Consider the following 18,170-nt stretch of genomic DNA (forward strand, 5'->3'; position numbering starts at 1 on the left):
CGCTCATCCGCTGGTGTGTGCTGCGGTTCGCGGTGGCTGCACCGACGGGCCTCGGCCCGTTCCACGAAGCGCGCGGACGTCATCGATCAGGAGTATCCCAGTGGCATTGACCACCGAGCAGAAGAAGCAGATCCTCGGCGAGTACGGCCTCCACGAGACCGACACCGGATCGCCCGAGGCGCAGGTCGCGATGCTCACCAAGCGCATCCAGGACCTGACCGAGCACCTGAAGCAGCACAAGCACGACCACCACTCCCGCCGCGGCCTGCTGCTGCTGGTCGGTCGTCGTCGCCGGCTGCTCAAGTACGTCGAGAAGGTCGATGTCAACCGCTACCGTTCGCTGATCCAGCGTCTGGGTCTGCGCCGATAGGAGCGCAGCGAAGCGACGACGCGCTCTGCGTTCGCTGATCTTTCCGATAGCCAACGAGGCAATGCTTAGACTGAGCCTCGTTGGCTATCGGTGTTTGGCCGCTGTGCGGCCGGAGGTGGGTGACGTGCCCACCGGACACCGGCAGCGGCACCCGCGGACGGCGACACCGCCCGCGGAACCGTATGCACCGAAGGTGTCGGTCTTCGGTAGTGACCTTCCGGACCCGGTCCGGACGGTTTCGATCGACGACCGCCTCCGCACGCTCGGCCCGTGAGACGCGGGCACGGGCGATCGGTGCGCAGCCGCAGCCACGAGGGTTGTGGCGCCCGCGCGGGTACGGCGAAGACGAGAGGGAAGAGAAGAGTAGAGATGACCAGCAATTCAGCAGTCGAGATCGACGAGGGCGTGTTCGAGTCCGTCGCAGTCCTCGACAACGGGTCCTTCGGCACCCGCCAGATTCGTTTCGAGACCGGCCGCCTCGCCCAGCAGGCCGCCGGCTCCGTCGTCGCGTACCTCGACGACGAGACCATGCTGCTGTCGGCGACGAGCGCCAGCAAGCAGCCCAAGGAGCACTTCGACTTCTTCCCGTTGACGGTGGACGTCGAGGAGCGCATGTACGCCGCGGGCCGCATCCCCGGCTCGTTCTTCCGTCGCGAGGGCCGGCCCTCCACCGACGCGATCCTGACCTGTCGCCTCATCGACCGCCCGCTGCGCCCGTCGTTCGTCGACGGCCTGCGCAACGAGATCCAGGTCGTGGTGACGGTGCTCAGCCTGAACCCGAACGACCTGTACGACGTCGTCGCGATCAACGCCGCGTCGGCGTCCACCCAGATCGCCGGCCTGCCGTTCTCCGGCCCGGTCGGCGGCGTGCGGGTCGCGCTGATCACCTCCGAGGAGAACAAGACCGGCCAGTGGGTCGCGTTCCCGACGGTCGAGCAGCTCGAGAATGCCGTGTTCGACATGGTGGTCGCGGGCCGCATCGTGGGTGGCGGCGACAACCCCGAGACCGCCGACGTCGCGATCATGATGGTCGAGGCCGAGGCCACCGAGAACGTCGTCGAGCTGGTCGCCGGCGGTGCGCAGGCACCGACCGAGACCGTCGTCGCCGAGGGCCTCGAGGCTGCCAAGCCGTTCATCGCGCGGCTGTGCGTCGCCCAGCAGCAGCTCGCCGCCGCGGCCGCGAAGCCCACCGGTGACTTCCCGGTGTTCCCGGCCTACGAGACCGACGTGTACGAGGCCGTCGAGGCCGCAGCGTCGACCAAGCTGGCCGAGGCGCTGACCATCGCCGGCAAGCAGGAGCGCGACGAGCGGACCGACGAGGTCAAGGTGGAGGTCCTCGAGCAGGTGGCCCCGAATTTCGAGGGCCGCGAGAAGGAGATCGGCGCGGCGTTCCGCTCGCTCACCAAGAAGCTGGTCCGGCAGCGGATCCTGCGGGACAAGTTCCGCATCGACGGCCGCGGCATCACGGACATCCGCGCCCTGTCCGCCGAGGTCGCGATCGTGCCCCGGGCCCACGGCTCGGCGCTGTTCGAGCGTGGCGAGACCCAGATCATGGGTGTCACCACACTGGACATGGTGAAGATGGCGCAGCAGATCGACTCGCTCGGTCCCGAGACCAGCAAGCGGTACATGCACCACTACAACTTCCCGCCGTACTCCACCGGTGAGACCGGCCGCGTCGGCTCCCCGAAGCGCCGCGAGATCGGCCACGGCGCCCTCGCCGAGCGGGCCCTGATCCCGGTCCTGCCCAGCCAGGAGGAGTTCCCCTACGCGATCCGTCAGGTCTCCGAGGCGCTCAGCTCGAACGGCTCCACCTCGATGGGCTCGGTGTGTGCCTCGACGCTTTCGCTGCTCAACGCCGGTGTGCCGCTCAAGGCCCCGGTCGCGGGCATCGCGATGGGTCTGGTCTCCGACGAGGTCGACGGTGAGACCCGCTACGTCGCGCTGACCGACATCCTCGGCGCCGAGGACGCGTTCGGTGACATGGACTTCAAGGTGGCCGGCACGAAGGATTTCGTCACCGCGCTGCAGCTCGACACCAAGCTCGACGGGATCCCGTCGCAGGTGCTCGCCGGGGCGCTGTCGCAGGCGCACGACGCCCGCGCCACCATCCTCGAGGTGATGGCCGAGGCCATCGAAACCCCGGACGAAATGAGCCCGTTCGCTCCCCGGATCACCACCATCAAGGTGCCGGTGGACAAGATCGGCGAGGTCATCGGCCCCAAGGGTAAGATGATCAACTCGATCACCGAGGAGACCGGCGCGAACATCTCCATCGAGGACGACGGCACGGTGTACGTCGGTGCCGCCGACGGCCCTTCCGCGCAGGCCGCGATCGACAAGATCAACGCCATCGCGAACCCGCAGCTGCCGAAGGTGGGCGAGCGCTTCCTGGGCACCGTGGTCAAGACCACGGCGTTCGGTGCGTTCGTCTCGCTGCTGCCGGGCCGCGACGGCCTCGTGCACATCAGCAAGCTCGGCAACGGCAAGCGCATCGCCAAGGTCGAGGACGTCGTCAACGTGGGCTCGAAGATCCGCGTGGAGATCGCCGACATCGACAACCGCGGCAAGATCAGCCTGGTGCCGGTGCCCGACGAGGACACCGCCGACGCCTCGGGTGAGACACCCGCGGCTCCGGCCGAGTCCGGCGACACCGCCGAGAGCTGACACTCGGCTTCCGCCCGCCCGTGTCTCCGTCTGTCCTCTGGGTGGACGGGGCGCGGGCGGTCGCGCGTTCTCCCGCCGGCGCGGCGCGTGCTACGACCCCCTTGGTGTCCTCGGGGTGCCGGCGCCCGACAACAGTCCGAGTTCCCGCGCCCGCACCACCGCCTGGCGGCGACTCGTGGCACCGAACTTGCGGTACAGAGACTTCAGATGTGCCTTGACGGTGTTCACGGACACGAAGAGCTCGTCGGCGATCTCGGCATTGCTCATCATGGTGGGCAGGAGCAGGAGCACAGCCCGTTCGCGAGTGGTCAACGGCTCGAGCAGTTGTGGGGCCTCGGACCGGTGGGCAGTCCCGCCCAGCTTGCCGATCAGCATCGAGACGAAATCGTGGTGGGCGTCGTCGACGCGGTTGTGTCGTTCCAGCAGTGTTCGGACCCGGTCACCGGCCAGGAGGAACGGCCGCGCGATTCCTTCGGGTGCGGCCACCGCGAGGGCATGTGCCAGGGCAACCTCGGCTTCGCCGTCCCCGCGCAGCCGATCGTGTGCGAGTGCGGCGAGCAGCCAGGCATCGACGGTCGGCCCGTTGTCGATCGGCGCTCCCCCGAGCAGCGGTGCCACCAGTTCCAGGCATCGGCGCGGTTCGTCGGTCGCCAGGTACGACCGCGCCACGAGGACCACACGGTGCGCGCCGGGGCGCGCGAGGTCCGGTCGTCCCTTCTCGGCGGACAGCAGCGCCGCAACCTCGTGGGCCCGTCCTTCGGCCAGCAGAATCTCTGCCTCGACGAGTTCGTACCACTCGGCAAGGAAGCGCGGGATGGCCCAGTCGGACATGCGCTGCCGCAACTGCCCCAGGTGCGCCCGTGCCGTCGGCGGGTTGTCCGCCGTGAGGGCGAGCCGTGCCTGTACGAGCCCGAAGCTGGTTTCGGTGTAGCGGTCGCGGAACTCGCCCAGGCTCGTGTGTCCCCGCTCGACCGCAACCGAACAGGCCTCGATGTCCGCCTCGAGCAGGCGGATCATGGACTCGGCCAGCAGCGCTGTGGCCGACGGCGGCAGGAAGGTCCATCCCAGCTCGTCGGCGACCGCCAGCCCGAGATCGACCTCTCTGCGTGCCGCCCGCAACCGGCCGGCCATCGCCATCAGCACGGCTGTGTTGCCGTGCAGGTGCAGCGCGAGTACCGGAGTCATCGCCGACCTGGCGGCCAGCGCCGATATCGTGGACGCGAGCATCGCCTCGGCGGCGTCGAGCTCTCCGGACCACAGCTTGCCCATCGCGAGGACGGTGCCGGCGGCGATCCGGTACACGGGCGCGGCCGGCATGTCCGCCGGTGAGACCCCCTCGAGTTGTCGGATCGCTTCTCGTGCGGCACCGACCTGCCGCGACGGATCTGCCTTCATCCAGGCGAGCACCGCATCGAGAGTGACCAGGACCGTCTCGGTGAGCCGCGCGTCGGCGGGTGGGAGCGGATCGAGCAACTCGCGGGCGCGGGCCATGTGGGTGGCGACGCCGACCGGATCGTACTCGGCATACGCGGCGACCGCGGCGGCCGCTGCCACCTCGGCATGCCCCCCGACCAGGTCGGCAGGTGCGTCCCGCAGCAGTGCCACCAGCGCCGGACGCTCCGGGCCCAGGATCTCCGCTCCCGCCGCTCGCAGGACGAATCGGGCAAGTCCGAGCCAGTCCTCGGCGGCGCGCAGGTGGCGGGCCGCCTCGAGGAGTTCGCCGTGGTCTGCGAACCACCCGGCGGCACGCCGGTGCAACACGCGGCGGCGCTCGGGATCCTGGGTCTTGAGGCGGTGTCGCAGCAGGTCTCCGAACAGTTGGTGATAGCGGTACCACGCCCGCCGGTGGTTCAACGCGACGACGAAGAGGTTGTCCCGTTCGAGCCGGACCAGAAACTGCTGGCCGTCCGTGCGCCCGGTCAGGGTGTCGGCCAGTTCGGCCGAAATCCGTCCTACGACGCACGTGTCGAGCAGGAACCGGCGCAGTGCCGGATCCTGGTTGGCCAGAACCTCTTCCGCGAAGTAGTCGGCGACCGACCGTTCGTCCCCCGCAAGCGCCTCCACGGTGGCCCCCACATCGTTCGAGGTCCGGAGCGACAGGGCCGCGAGCCGCAGGCCGGCTGCCCATCCCTCGGTCTTGGCGAGGAGGGTCTGCATCTGAGCGGGTTCGAGGATGACATCGTGGTCGGCCAGTAGCTGTTTCGCCTCGGCGGCATCCAACCGCAACGTTTCCGATCGGATCTCGGTCAGCTGACCGCTCAGGCGGAGCCGTTGCAGGGGCAACGCCGGATCGCTGCGAGTGGCGATCACCAGTCGCACGTTACCGAGTCCCCTGCGGACGGCCGCCGCGAGCGACTCCACGGCCGGCGTCCCGGCGAGCAGGTGCATGTCGTCCAGCACCAGGACGACGGGATGGGGAAGCCGGCCACACGCATCGGCGAACACGGAGACGAAGCGGGGGTCGAAACTGGGTGGGACCCGCATCGTCGCCAGCAACGAATCGGCGGGGAACCCGCCGACGGCGCGGAGCGAGTCCAGGACCCGGCTCCAGAACTGCGTCGGTTCGGCGTCCTCACATTCCACCGAGAGCCATGCCACAGGCCCGGGGTGTGCCGCAGCCCAGGATGCCAGCAACAGTGTCTTGCCCGACCCGGCCGGCGCCGACACGAGCACGGTGCCGGCGTTCACCCCGTCTTCGAGGATGCGTTCGAGTCGCGCGCGCCGCACCACCCGGTCGGGAAGCCGGGGCACGAGACAGCGCACCATCGACAACGTGGGAACATGCTCGTCCTGCGCGCCGGCCGGTGGCCCCGTCATGGGGCGAGAGTAGTCCTGCGCGGCGGCCGGTGCCCTCGTCACGGGACAAGTTCGGTGGTCCGCGGTGAACGGACGCGGATCGGACGCCGGGTCACGCGCCCGGCGAGCCGGTGACGGATCGACCGCCCTCCGGCGCCCGCGACGGTTCCCCCGCCGCGCGGTCGGACCCGGGAAAGGTGTCGTTCCCGTAGTCGAACATCGCGAGGATCCGGGTCTTGATCTCTTCGGTGGTCATCGTGCCGGTCGGGACGCGGCCACCCGCGGCCTGTCGTGTGCTCATGGGGTCCTTTACGAGCTTCTGGTAGGGGTCGTCGAGGGCCGAGGGTCAGGCCCGGATCATCAACGCGGCGGACGCCAGGGCCGCAGTCGTCGCCGCCGCAGTGAGGACGCCGGCGAGAACGGAGCCGGTGTACGCCCCCACAGGTACCGAGGCGGCCGCTGCGGCGCCGAGGACGACGGCGGGAATCGGCAGCGGCCAGGGCAGGTCGTGGCGGGACGCACCGTCCCTGCGCGACGTCGCGTTCTGCGAGCGGGTCCGGACGGTAGGGGGAGTGTGTGCGGTCATCGTCGATCCACTTCGTTCGATCGGGACGCGGGTACGCCTGACATTCGGCCGCGAGTGAATCCGCGGTCGATTCCGACGGTAGGCCGCGCCCCTGTGCGGCGCCTCACCCCTGGAGGGTGAAACCGCAGGCCGCGGGTGAACACCCGGCCGCGAACAGGAGGAGCACCCGTTCCTGCCGCGGCTCCGGGGCGGAGCGGGCCGTGGGCATTTTTCCTCGAATTCACCCCGCGTGCGCGTATCGATGATTCGCTGGAGCCGTGACCGCTTCAGTGGGTGTTACCGGAACGCGGCGGAGTTCGAACCTCGCGCTGGCAACGTGGGTCTCGGCGATCAACTTCTGGGCATGGAACATGATCGGCCCCTTGTCCACGACGTATGCGGGCGACCTCTCGCTCAGCAGTACGCAGGCCTCGATCCTCGTCGCGACGCCCATCCTCGTTGGATCTCTCGGGCGCATCGTGGTGGGCTCGCTCACCGATCGTTACGGCGGTCGCGTCATGTTCATCGCGATCTCGCTGGCCTCGATCATCCCGGTCCTCGCCGTCGGTGTGGCCGGCAGCGCCGGCTCCTACCCTCTGCTACTCGTCTTCGGCTTCTTCCTCGGCATCGCCGGAACGATCTTCGCGGTGGGTATCCCATTCGCGAACAACTGGTACGAAGCGTCCAGGCGGGGCTTCGCGACCGGCGTCTTCGGGGCCGGCATGGTGGGGACGGCGCTGTCCGCGTTCTTCACTCCGCGGTTCGCACAGTGGTTCGGGCTGCTGGCCACCCACGTCATCGTCGCCGCGGCACTCGCCGTCACGGCGGGGGTGTGCCTCCTCGTGATGCGTGATTCGCCGCAGTTCCGCCCGAACACCGACGCGGTTGCGCCGAAGCTGGCTGCTGCGCTGAGACTCCGCGTGACCTGGGAGATGTCGTTCCTCTATGCGGTCGTCTTCGGTGGCTTCGTGGCCTTCAGCAACTACCTCCCCACCTACATCAAGACGATCTACGGTTTCTCCGCTGTCGACGCCGGCGCGCGGACAGCGGCGTTCGCTCTGGCCGCAGTGCTGGCCCGGCCGATCGGGGGTGCCCTGTCCGACCGCATCGCCCCGAAGTACGTCGTGCTCGTGTCGTTCGCCGGGACGGCAACGATGGCCGCGATCGCGATCACCCAGCCGCCGCCGGATGTGTGGTCCGCGGCGACGTTCATCCTGCTCGCGATCTTCCTCGGCATCGGCACCGGTGGTGTCTTCGCGTGGGTGGCGCGCCGCGCGCCCGCCACGTCCGTGGGATCGGTCACCGGCCTCGTTGCGGCCGCCGGCGGGCTCGGCGGGTACTTTCCGCCGCTCGTCATGGGCGCCACCTACGACTCCGCCGACAACGACTACACCGTCGGTCTGCTGCTGCTCGTGGCGACCGCGCTCATCGCGCTCGTCTACACCGCGGTGAAACTGCACGCGCACGAGTCCGTGCAGGCCGACAGCCGCTGACGATTCCGTCCCGAAGGAGTGCATGTGACCATCCACCACACCGGCGGCCCGGTCGAGGACCTGCTGCGGCGCAGCGGGCGGTTCTTCGTCTCGGGTGACGCCTCCGACGACGGCCGGACCGTGCTGCGTCACGGCGGCCGCGAAGGCGACATCTTCTACCGGGACCGGTGGAGTCACGACAAGGTGGTCCGGTCCACCCACGGCGTCAACTGCACCGGCTCGTGCTCGTGGAAGATCTACGTCAAGGACGGGATCATCACGTGGGAGACGCAGGAAACCGACTATCCCACCGTGGGGCCCGACCGCCCCGAGTACGAACCGCGCGGCTGCCCCCGCGGCGCTGCGTTCTCGTGGTACACGTACTCGCCGACGCGGGTGCGGTACCCGTACGCCCGCGGTGTGCTCGTCGAGATGTACCGCGAGGCCAGGGCGCGGCTCGGCGATCCCGTTCTGGCATGGGCCGACATCCAGGACGATCCCGACCGGCGCCGCCGCTATCAGCGGGCCCGCGGCAAAGGCGGCCTGGTCCGGGTGACGTGGGCCGAGGCGACCGAGATGATTGCGGCGGCGCACGTGCACACCGTGCGGGAATACGGCCCCGACCGGGTCGCCGGCTTCTCGCCGATCCCCGCGATGTCGATGGTGTCCTTCGCTGCCGGTTCCCGGTTCGTCGAGCTGATCGGCGGCGTCATGACGTCCTTCTACGACTGGTACGCCGACCTTCCCGTCGCCTCTCCGCAGGTGTTCGGAGACCAGACCGACGTACCCGAATCCGGCGACTGGTGGGATGCGTCGTATCTCATGATGTGGGGATCGAACGTGCCGGTCACGCGCACGCCCGACGCGCACTGGATGGCCGAGGTCCGCTACCGCGGCACGAAAGTCGTGACGGTGAGTCCCGACTACGCCGACAACACCAAGTTCGCCGACGAATGGATGCCGTGTGCAGCGGGCACCGACGGCGCGCTGGCGATGGCGATGGGCCACGTGCTGCTGACCGAGTTCTACGTCGAGCAGCGGGTCCCCTTCTTCGTCGACTACGTCCGGCAGTACACCGACCTGCCGTTCCTCGTGAAACTCGAGGAACGCGACGGCCGGCTCGTGCCGGGCAAGAACCTCACCGCGGCCGACCTCGGTCGGGACGTGGAGAACGCGGCGTTCAAGCCGGTGCTGCTCGACGGTGCGACCGACACCGTGGCGGTTCCGCACGGTTCGCTCGGCTACCGGTACGGCGACGACGGCATCGGCAAGTGGAACCTCGATCTGGGCGAGCTCGTGCCGGCGCTGACCGTCGCGCACCCCGGTGGCATCGACGGCGAGGACGCGGTGACGGTGCACCTCCCGAGCTTCGACACGGTCGACGGGCGCGGGGCGAGCATCGAGCGCGGAGTGCCGGTGCGGCGCGTCGGAGAACACCTGGTGTGCACCGTGTTCGACCTCATGCTTGCGCAGTACGGCGTCTCCCGTCCGGGCCTGCCGGGAGTGTGGCCCACCGGCTACGACGATGCCGCCGTCCCCTACACCCCGGCGTGGCAGGAATGTGTCACGGGAGTTCCCGCCACCCAGGCGATCCGGATCGCGAAAGAGTTCGCGCGCAACGCGGAGGAATCCGGTGGCCGGTCGATGATCATCATGGGTGCCGGCATCTGCCAGTGGTTCCATGGTGACGCGACCTACCGGGCGGTGCTGGCGCTGCTCCTTCTCACCGGGTCGATGGGCCGCAACGGTGGTGGCTGGGCCCACTACGTCGGCCAGGAGAAGTGCCGGCCCGTCACCGGCTGGGCTGCGATGGCGATGGGCACCGACTGGAGCCGGCCGCCGCGACAGATGGCCGGTACGTCGTACTGGTACGTCCACACCGACCAGTGGCGCTACGACGGGTACCGCGCCGACGCGCTGGCGAGTCCGCTGGGCCGGGGCCGGTTCCGGGACAAGCACACGATGGACGTGATGAGCTCCGCGGTCGCGATGGGATGGACCCCGTTCTACCCGCAGTTCGACCGCAACACCCACGAGATCGCCGACGAGGCGCGGGCCGAAGGCGTGGACATCCCCGCATACGTCGCCCGGAAACTCGCGAGCGGCGAGGTGAAACTGTCGGTCACCGACCCGGACAACCCGCGCAACTGGCCGCGGGTGCTCAACGTGTGGCGGTCCAACCTGCTCGGCTCGTCCAGCAAGGGCAACGAGTACTTCCTGCGGCACCTGCTCGGGACCGACTCGAACATCCAGGGCGTGCCGACCGGTCCGGACCTGCGTCCGCACGATGTCGAATGGCCGGACGAACTGCCCGAAGGCAAGCTCGACCTGCTGATGTCGATCGACTTCCGGATGACGTCGACCACCCTGTTCTCCGACGTGGTGCTGCCCGCCGCGACGTGGTACGAGAAGGGCGACCTGTCGAGCACCGACATGCACCCCTACATCCACGCATTCAGTCCCGCGATCGATCCGCCGTGGGAAACTCGTTCCGACTACGAGGCCTTCGGCGCCATCGCGAAGGTGTTCAGCGCGCTGGCGGCGAAGCACCTCGGAACCCGCACCGACATCGTGCTCGGCACCCTGCAGCACGACACCCCGGGCGCGATGGCATATCCGTCGGGCACGGAGAAGGATTGGCGCGTCACCGAGGAGGTGCCGGTGCCGGGCAAGACCATGGGCCCGCTCGCGGTGGTCGAACGGGACTACGCCGCGATCGCCGACAAATGGTCGACCCTCGGGCCGCTCGTCGACACCCTCGGCCTGACCACCAAGGGCGTCACGACCCGTCCGGTGCAGGAGGTCGCGGAACTCGCCGCGAAGTTCGGTGTGATGAATTCCGGTGCAGGGGAGGGTCGCCCGGCGGTCACGAGTGCCGAACGCATGGCCGATGTCATCCTCGCGCTGTCGGGCACCTCGAACGGCCGGCTCGCCGTCGAGGGCTTCCGTGAACTCGAGAAGCGCACCGGCCGCCGGCTCGTGCACCTCGCCGAGGGCAGCGAAGAACGCCGCATCACCTACGCCGATACCCAGGCCCGGCCGGTCCCGGTGATCACCAGCCCGGAATGGTCCGGCAGTGAGACCGGCGGGCGCCGCTACGCGCCGTTCACGGTGAACATCGAGGAACTCAAACCGTTCCACACGCTCACCGGCCGCATGCACTTCTACGTCGATCACGACTGGATCGAGGAACTCGGCGAGCAACTGCCGACCTACCGTCCGCCGCTGGACATGTCGCGCCTGTTCGGCGAACCCGCCGTGGGCAGCGGCGACGGCGTCGGACTGACCGTGCGGTACCTCACCCCGCACTCGAAGTGGTCGATCCACTCCGAGTACCAGGACAACCTGTTCATGCTGTCGCTCTCGCGTGGCGGCCCGACCATGTGGATGAGCCCGGCGGACGCGGCGAAGATCTCGGTGCGTGACAACGACTGGGTCGAGGCCGTCAACCGCAACGGCGTCGTGGTGTGCCGCGCGATCGTCTCACACCGCATGCCCGAAGGCGTCGTGTACGTCTACCACGCGCAGGAACGCACCATCGACGTGCCGCTCACCGAGACCACCGGCACCCGCGGTGGCATCCACAACTCGATCACGAGGATCCTGATCAAGCCCACACACCTGGCGGGTGGCTACGCGCAGACGTCGTTCGCGTTCAACTACCTCGGCCCCACCGGAAATCAACGCGACGAGGTGACGGTCGTGCGCCGCCGGTCGCAGGAGGTCACGTACTGATGTCGACGCCCACGATCCGGGAAGCGAGGCCGGCATGAAGGTGATGGCCCAGATGGCGATGGTCATGAACCTCGACAAGTGCATCGGCTGCCACACGTGCTCGGTCACCTGCAAACAGGCCTGGACCAATCGCTCCGGCACCGAATACGTGTGGTTCAACAACGTCGAGACCCGGCCCGGACTGGGATATCCCCGTACCTACGAGGACCAGGAACGCTGGCGCGGCGGATGGATCCGCGACCGCAACGGCCGGCTGCGGCTGCGCGACGGCGGCCGGTGGAACAAGCTGTTCCGGATCTTCTCGAACCCGAAGATGCCGGCGATCGACGACTACTACGAGCCGTGGACCTACGACTACGAGAACCTCACCAACGCGCCGCTCGGCGACCAGATCCCGGTGGCGCCGCCGCGGAGCCTGATCAGTGGCAAGCCGATGAAGGTCGAATGGTCGGCGAACTGGGACGACGATCTCGGCGGCTCCCCGGAGATCGTGCCCGACGATCCGGTGCTGAAGAAGGTCGGCGAGCAGGTCCGGCTCGAACTCGAACAAACCTTCATGTTCTACCTGCCGCGCATCTGCGAGCACTGCCTGAATCCGTCGTGCGTCTCGTCGTGCCCGTCGGGAGCCATGTACAAGCGCGTCGAGGACGGCATCGTTCTCGTCGACCAGGACCGCTGCCGCGGCTGGCGGATGTGCGTGTCCGGCTGCCCCTACAAGAAGGTGTACTTCAACCACAAGACCGGCAAGGCCGAGAAGTGCACGCTGTGCTACCCGCGCGTGGAGGTAGGCCTGCCCACCGTGTGCGCGGAAACCTGCGTGGGCCGGCTGCGGTACATCGGGCTCGTGCTCTACGACGTCGACCGGGTGCTCGAGGCCGCGTCCGTCGAGGACGAGAAGGACCTCTACGAGGCACAGCGGCAGGTGCTGCTCGACCCCCACGACCCGGAGGTGATCGCCGGCGCCCGCGCCGAGGGCATCTCCGACGAGTGGATCGAGGCCGCCCAGCGGTCGCCCGTGTACGCGCTGATCAACACGTATCGGGTTGCGCTGCCTCTGCATCCGGAGTACCGCACGATGCCGATGGTCTGGTACGTGCCGCCGCTCTCGCCGGTCGTCGACGCGGTGACCCGCGACGGTCACGACGGCGAGGACGTCGGGAACCTGTTCGGTGCCCTCGAATCGCTGCGCATCCCGATCGAGTACCTGGCGGGACTGTTCACGGCGGGCGACACCGACGCCGTCGAAGCGGTGCTGCACCGGCTCGCCGCGATGCGCTCGTACATGCGCGACATCAACCTGGGCCGGGACACGCGGCCGGAAATCCCCGACGCAGTCGGCATGACCGAGGAACAGATGTACGAGATGTACCGATTGCTCGCCCTCGCCAAGTACGACGAGCGGTACGTGATCCCGACCGCCTACGCGGAGGAAGGCCACAAGCTCGAGGAATCCGCCACAGACTGCGCGTTGTCGTTCGAGGGTGGCCCGGGCATGTACGACTCCGGGCCGTTCGGCGAGGCCAGCGGGGGTCCCGTTCCCGTCGCGGTGGAAACCTTCCACGCGCTCCGGCAGCGGCAGACCTCCGAGGGGATGGCGGCGAACGCGTCGAATCCCTCCCGCGTGAACCTGCTCAACTGGGACGGCAAGGGCGTGCCCCAGGGTCTGTTCCCGGCCGGGCATCGAGTCGAGAACCGGGGGAGCGAGCGATGAGGGCCCTGCTGCGCCGTGGGGCGCGCGACACCGCGTCACGGCAACTGCAGCACCGGTTGATCCGGCAGGCGGCGTCGCTGCTGCTGGCGTACCCCGACGATCAACTGCTGTCCCGTCTCGCGACCGTCGACCGGCTTCTCGGGCACATCACCGGGGAACCGGCGGAGCTGCTGGGCCGGACCCTCGCCGCACTGCGCGAGGCCGATCCCTTTGCCGCGCAGGCCGACTACGTCGACACGTTCGACATGCGCCGGCGCTCGACGATGTACCTCACGTACTGGACCGGCGGCGACACCCGCAACCGGGGCGCGGCGATCCACGCGTTCGCGCAGGCCTACCGCGACGCCGGTGCGGAGCCGCCGACCGGGGAAGCGCCCGATCACCTCCCGGTGGTGCTCGAATTCGCCGCGACCGTCGATCCGGACGTGGGGGAGCGGCTGCTCGCCGCGCACCGCGTCCCGATCGACGTGCTGCGGGTCGCGCTCGACGAACGCGATTCCCGGTATGCGGCGACGCTCGAGGCGGTGTGCGCGACGTTGCCTCCCGTCGGCGATCAGGAAGTGCACCGCGCCCGGCGTCTCGCCGAGGCTGGGCCGCCCGCCGAGGCGATCGGCCTGGAACCATTCACCCTCACGGTCCCCCCGCGCCGGACCGCAACAGAATCGGCGCAGACCCGAGCCGAAGGAGCCGGCTGACCATGTCCGCAGGGGAGATCTTCTGGGATGTCGCGCCGTACGTCACCATCGCCGTGGTCGTCGTAGGTACGTGGTGGCGCTACCGCTACGACAAGTTCGGCTGGACCACCCGCTCGTCTCAGCTCTACGAGAGCCGGCTGCTGCGCATCGCCAGCCCGATGTTCCACTTCGGGATCCTCGTGGTGATCGTGGGGCACGTGATCGGTCTGCTCATTCCCCAGTCCTGGACCGATGCGGTCGGTCTGAGCCAGCACGCATATCACGTGCAGGCGGTGACGTTGGGCACCATCGCCGGGATCGCCACCCTCGTCGGGATCCTGTTGCTGATCTACCGTCGCCGCACCCGTGGACCGGTGTTCATGGCGACGACCGCCAACGACAAGCTCATGTACGTCGTCCTCGTCGCCGCGATCATCGCGGGACTCGCCACGACCCTGATGGGTTCGGGTGTCGTGGGGGAGGAGCACAACTATCGCGAGACCGTCTCGCCGTGGTTCCGATCGATCTGGATCCTGCAGCCGCGCGGCGACCTCATGGTGCAGGCACCCCTGTCGTTCCAGCTGCACGCGCTGATCGCCTTGATCCTCTTCGCGCTGTGGCCGTTCACCCGCCTGGTGCACGCCTTCAGCGCGCCCGTCGGATACCTGTTCCGCCCCTACGTGGTCTACCGCAGCAGGGATGCCGCCTCCAAGGGGCAGCTGGTGGGGTCGCGGCCGCACCGCCGCGGGTGGTGACCGGAAGGGGTGCGCGGCGGCGCGTGTAGTGTGAGATGTTCCGTCCAGCACACCCACTCGCCTGTAGGACCGTCGAACATCTTCATGGCCGCCACCCGCCGCTCCGCCGCCGCTCCGTCCGCCGCCGTTTCGTCCGTCGTTGCTTCCGCATCGGTGCCCACCGAGCCCGACGCCGGGGTTCGACGCACCCACCTGCCCGGGGGGCTCCGCGTCGTCACCGAGCACGTGCCCGGCGTGCGTTCGGCCGCCGTCGGCGTCTGGGTGGGCGTCGGCTCCCGCGACGAGCAGCCCTCCGTCGCCGGTGCCGCCCACTTCCTCGAGCACCTGCTGTTCAAGGCCACCCCGACCCGGACCGCGCTCGACATCGCCGAACTCGTCGACGGGGTCGGCGGCGAGCTCAACGCGTTCACCGCGAAGGAGCACACCTGCTTCTACGCCCACGTGCTCGACGACGATCTGCCCCTGGCCGTCGACCTCGTCGCCGACGTCGTGCTGCGCGGCCGGTGCCGCAGCGCCGACGTCGACGTCGAACGGCAGGTCGTCCTCGAGGAGATCGCGATGCGCGACGACGATCCGGAGGATCTGCTCGGCGACGCGTTCCTCACCGCGCTGTACGGCGACCACCCGATCGGCCGGCCCATCATCGGCTCGGTCGAATCGATCGAGGCGATGACCCGCACTCAGTTGCACTCGTTCCACGTGCGGCGGTACACGCCGGACCGCATGGTCGTCGCCGTCGCCGGCAATGTCGATCACGACCACACCGTGGAACTGGTCCGTCGCGCGTTCGCCGGGCACCTCGACCCCGCCACGATCGCCGCCCCGCGCCGTGAGGGCAGTCTCCGCCTGCGTACGACGCCGACACTGAGCATCACCGACCGCGACGGCGAGCAGGCCCACCTGGCGGTCGGCGTGCGATCCTTCGGCCGCCACGACCCCCGGCGCTGGGCCCTGTCGGTGCTCAACGCCGCCGTCGGCGGCGGCTTGAGCTCACGGCTGTTCCAGGAGATCCGGGAGAAGCGCGGCCTCGCCTACTCGGTGTACTCGGGTGTGGACACCTTCGCCGACACCGGCGCGTTCTCCGTCTACGCCGGCTGCCAGCCCGAGAACCTCGGTGAGGTCGCCGCACTCGTCCGGGAGGTGCTCGCGGACGTCGCCGAGAACGGCGTGACCGAGGCCGAGTGCGCCCGCGCCAAGGGTTCGCTGCGCGGGGCTCTGGTCCTCGGCCTCGAGGACACCGGCGCCCGGATGAACCGGATCGGTCGCAGCGAACTGAGCTACGGCACGCACTGGAGCGTCACCGAGACGCTCGAGCGGATCTCGTCGGTGAGCGCGGCGGAGGTCCGCGCCGTCGCCGGCGAGCTGCTGCACCGGCCGTTCGCCGCGGCCGTCGCCGGACCGTATCGCCGGCCCCGGGACCTGCCCGCCTCGGTGCGCGTCCTCGTCGCGTGACCGCGGGCTGAGCACGGTCGAGGTCGTCCGGTTGCGTAGGCTGCTGCGGGACGGCGATCGGACGAGGAAGCGTGGAGAGTCAAGTGAACGCAGCAGCAATTCGGGTGGGTGTCCTCGGCGCCAAGGGCAAGGTCGGGCAGGCGATCTGCGCGGCCGTCGAGGCGGCCGCCGACCTCGAGCTCGTTGCCGCGGTCGACCGGGGCGACAGCCTCGAGGACTTCGTCGCCTCCCGGGCGCAGGTGGTGGTGGACTTCACCCACCCCGATGTGGTGATGGGCAACCTGCAGTTCCTCGTCGAGCACGGGATCCACGCCGTCGTCGGTACTACCGGATTCGACGACGCACGACTGGACCTGGTCCGCGGCTGGCTGGCCGCGAAGCCTGAGGTCGGCGTCCTGATCGCGCCGAACTTCGCGATCGGCGCCGTGCTGTCGATGCGCTTCGCACAGGCCGCCGCGCGGTTCTTCGACTCCGTCGAGGTCATCGAGCTGCACCACCCCAACAAGGCGGACGCGCCGTCGGGCACGGCCTACCGCACCGCGGCGCTCATCGCCCAGGCCCGCGCCGCGGCCGGCGTGGGCCGCAGCCCCGACGCCACCAGCACCGAACTCGAGGGTGCCCGCGGCGCCGACGTGGAGGGGGTGCGGGTGCACTCCGTGCGTCTGGCCGGGCTCGTTGCACACCAGGAGGTGCTGCTCGGCACTCAGGGCGAGACCCTGACCATCCGCCACGACTCGATCGACCGGTCCTCCTTCGCGCCCGGCGTGCTGCTCGGCGTGCGCGAGATCGGGGGCCGGCCCGGCCTCACCGTCGGCATCGACCCCCTGCTCGACCTGTGAGGAGCGACTCGGTCAAGGTCCTCGCGCCGATCGCCTTCATCGTCGTCGCGCTGGGCTTCTACTTCGTGCTGCTCGGCGGGCGCGGGCTCGAACTGGTGCGCTCCGGCAACGCCGCGGCCGTCGGGCTCGGCATCGGCGTGCTGCTGCTGCCGTTGGTGGGCGTGTGGATCGTCTACGCCACCGTGCGGGCCGGTTTCCAGCACCAGCACCTGTCCCGGCGGATCCACGAGGAGGGCCTCGAACTCGACGTGAGCGACCTGCCGCGCCGGCCGTCGGGCCGGATCGACCGTGACGCCGCCGACGCCCTGTTCGAGCGGGTCAAGAAGGAGTGGGAGGCCGACCCGGACAACTGGCGCAACTCCTACCGTCTCGCCCGCGCGTACGACTACGCCGGTGATCGCGGCCGGGCCCGGGAGACCATGCGCCGGGCGGTCGCACTCGAGAAGCTCGAGCGCACGCAGTCCGCGGACTGATCACGCGCCCCGGCGTCGAGCGAATGTATCGTTCATCTCCTCAGCCGTAGCGGGCGATACATTCGCTCGGCCCACGCCCACGCCCACGCCCCAGCCCAAGCCCCGACCGCGGTCGCGGGACACGGACGCCGACCGGTCGGCGACGTACCCTGCAGGGTGTGACCGAGGCCCCCGCCGACGGTGAGCGCACTCTGCTCGTCGTCCACCACACTCCGTCCCCGTCGACCCGCGAACTGCTCGAGGCGGTGCTGGCCGGGGCGCGTGACCCCGACATCGCTGGCGTGCGGGTGCGGACGGTGCCGGCGCTGGGCGCGACCGTGCCGGACGTGCTCGCCGCCGACGGTTACGTGTTCGGCACCACCGCGAACTTCGGATACATGTCGGGGGCGCTCAAGCACTTCTTCGACACCGTCTACTACCCGTGCCTCGACGCCGTCGCGGGCCGGCCGTACGGGTTGTGGGTACACGGCAACAACGACACCGCGGGCGCCGTCGCCTCGGTGCGCAAACTCGTCACCGGCTTGGCGTTGGCGCAGGTCACGGAGGACCTCGAGATCACCGGGCCGATCGACGCGAAGGTTCGTGAACGCTGCTACGAACTCGGGGCGACCGTCGCGGTGTCCGTGTCGGAAGGGTACTGACCGTCCGGGAAGTGCGGGCA

The 18,170-nt window shown here is 69.4% G+C and carries 14 protein-coding genes; 11 read left to right on the forward strand and 3 right to left on the reverse strand.

Annotated features, from left to right (window positions below; all coding sequences use genetic code 11):
• The first annotated feature begins 100 nt into the window (after positions 1 to 100).
• Both rpsO and G6038_RS11990 read left to right on the forward strand, forming a co-directional pair.
• Positions 101 to 370, forward strand: a complete 270-nt coding sequence (gene rpsO, locus G6038_RS11985) for a 30S ribosomal protein S15 (protein WP_003935677.1) — start codon at positions 101 to 103, stop codon at positions 368 to 370.
• Positions 371 to 739: 369 nt separating this feature from the next.
• Complete coding sequence (locus G6038_RS11990) at positions 740 to 3,037, forward strand: polyribonucleotide nucleotidyltransferase (protein ID WP_165037894.1); 2,298 nt, start codon at positions 740 to 742, stop codon at positions 3,035 to 3,037.
• Positions 3,038 to 3,127: 90 nt separating this feature from the next.
• Here G6038_RS11990 and G6038_RS11995 read toward each other — a convergent pair whose 3' ends face one another.
• From G6038_RS11995 to G6038_RS12005, 3 genes are all read right to left on the reverse strand, one after another.
• Entirely contained in the window at positions 3,128 to 5,854 is a 2,727-nt protein-coding gene (locus G6038_RS11995; RefSeq protein ID WP_206024609.1) for a LuxR C-terminal-related transcriptional regulator, read from the reverse strand.
• A gap of 91 nt (positions 5,855 to 5,945) precedes the next feature.
• The gene (locus G6038_RS12000; protein WP_165037896.1) at positions 5,946 to 6,134 is read right to left on the reverse strand and encodes a hypothetical protein; all 189 of its coding nucleotides are present in this window, start codon (positions 6,132 to 6,134) and stop codon (positions 5,946 to 5,948) included.
• A 45-nt stretch (positions 6,135 to 6,179) separates the two neighbouring features.
• Complete coding sequence (locus G6038_RS12005; RefSeq protein WP_165037898.1) at positions 6,180 to 6,419, reverse strand: hypothetical protein; 240 nt, start codon at positions 6,417 to 6,419, stop codon at positions 6,180 to 6,182.
• Between the two features lie 257 nt (positions 6,420 to 6,676).
• Here G6038_RS12005 and G6038_RS12010 point away from each other — a divergent pair, with 257 nt between their 5' ends.
• From G6038_RS12010 to G6038_RS12050, 9 genes are all read left to right on the forward strand, one after another.
• Positions 6,677 to 7,891 (forward strand): nitrate/nitrite transporter, encoded by a 1,215-nt coding sequence (locus G6038_RS12010; RefSeq protein WP_346772804.1) that lies wholly within the window; start codon positions 6,677 to 6,679, stop codon positions 7,889 to 7,891.
• A 24-nt stretch (positions 7,892 to 7,915) separates the two neighbouring features.
• Positions 7,916 to 11,605, forward strand: coding sequence for a nitrate reductase subunit alpha (locus tag G6038_RS12015; RefSeq protein WP_165037899.1), 3,690 nt, complete (start codon positions 7,916 to 7,918; stop codon positions 11,603 to 11,605).
• Positions 11,606 to 11,639: 34 nt separating this feature from the next.
• Positions 11,640 to 13,316: a nitrate reductase subunit beta gene (gene narH, locus G6038_RS12020; protein WP_165037901.1), complete on the forward strand. Its 1,677-nt coding sequence runs from the start codon at positions 11,640 to 11,642 to the stop codon at positions 13,314 to 13,316.
• Entirely contained in the window at positions 13,313 to 14,011 is a 699-nt protein-coding gene (gene narJ, locus G6038_RS12025) for a nitrate reductase molybdenum cofactor assembly chaperone (protein WP_165037903.1), read from the forward strand. The genes narH and narJ overlap by 4 nt, the downstream gene beginning before the upstream one ends.
• A 2-nt stretch (positions 14,012 to 14,013) precedes the next feature.
• Positions 14,014 to 14,745 carry a respiratory nitrate reductase subunit gamma gene (narI, locus tag G6038_RS12030; protein ID WP_165037905.1) on the forward strand — a complete coding sequence of 244 codons (732 nt, stop codon included), beginning with the start codon at positions 14,014 to 14,016 and terminating at the stop codon, positions 14,743 to 14,745.
• Between the two features lie 84 nt (positions 14,746 to 14,829).
• The gene (locus tag G6038_RS12035; protein WP_165037907.1) at positions 14,830 to 16,197 is read left to right on the forward strand and encodes a pitrilysin family protein; all 1,368 of its coding nucleotides are present in this window, start codon (positions 14,830 to 14,832) and stop codon (positions 16,195 to 16,197) included.
• A gap of 83 nt (positions 16,198 to 16,280) precedes the next feature.
• Positions 16,281 to 17,036 carry a 4-hydroxy-tetrahydrodipicolinate reductase gene (gene dapB, locus G6038_RS12040; protein WP_346772805.1) on the forward strand — a complete coding sequence of 252 codons (756 nt, stop codon included), beginning with the start codon at positions 16,281 to 16,283 and terminating at the stop codon, positions 17,034 to 17,036.
• Positions 17,033 to 17,509: a hypothetical protein gene (locus tag G6038_RS12045; protein ID WP_165037909.1), complete on the forward strand. Its 477-nt coding sequence runs from the start codon at positions 17,033 to 17,035 to the stop codon at positions 17,507 to 17,509. The genes dapB and G6038_RS12045 overlap by 4 nt, the downstream gene beginning before the upstream one ends.
• Positions 17,510 to 17,667: 158 nt before the next feature.
• Positions 17,668 to 18,150, forward strand: coding sequence for an NAD(P)H-dependent oxidoreductase (locus G6038_RS12050; RefSeq protein ID WP_165037911.1), 483 nt, complete (start codon positions 17,668 to 17,670; stop codon positions 18,148 to 18,150).
• Positions 18,151 to 18,170: the final 20 nt, after the last annotated feature.

The sequence above is a fragment of the Rhodococcus sp. 14C212 genome (genome assembly GCF_011058195.1).
In the GTDB taxonomy this organism is placed as follows: Bacteria; Actinomycetota; Actinomycetes; order Mycobacteriales; family Mycobacteriaceae; genus Rhodococcus; species Rhodococcus aetherivorans.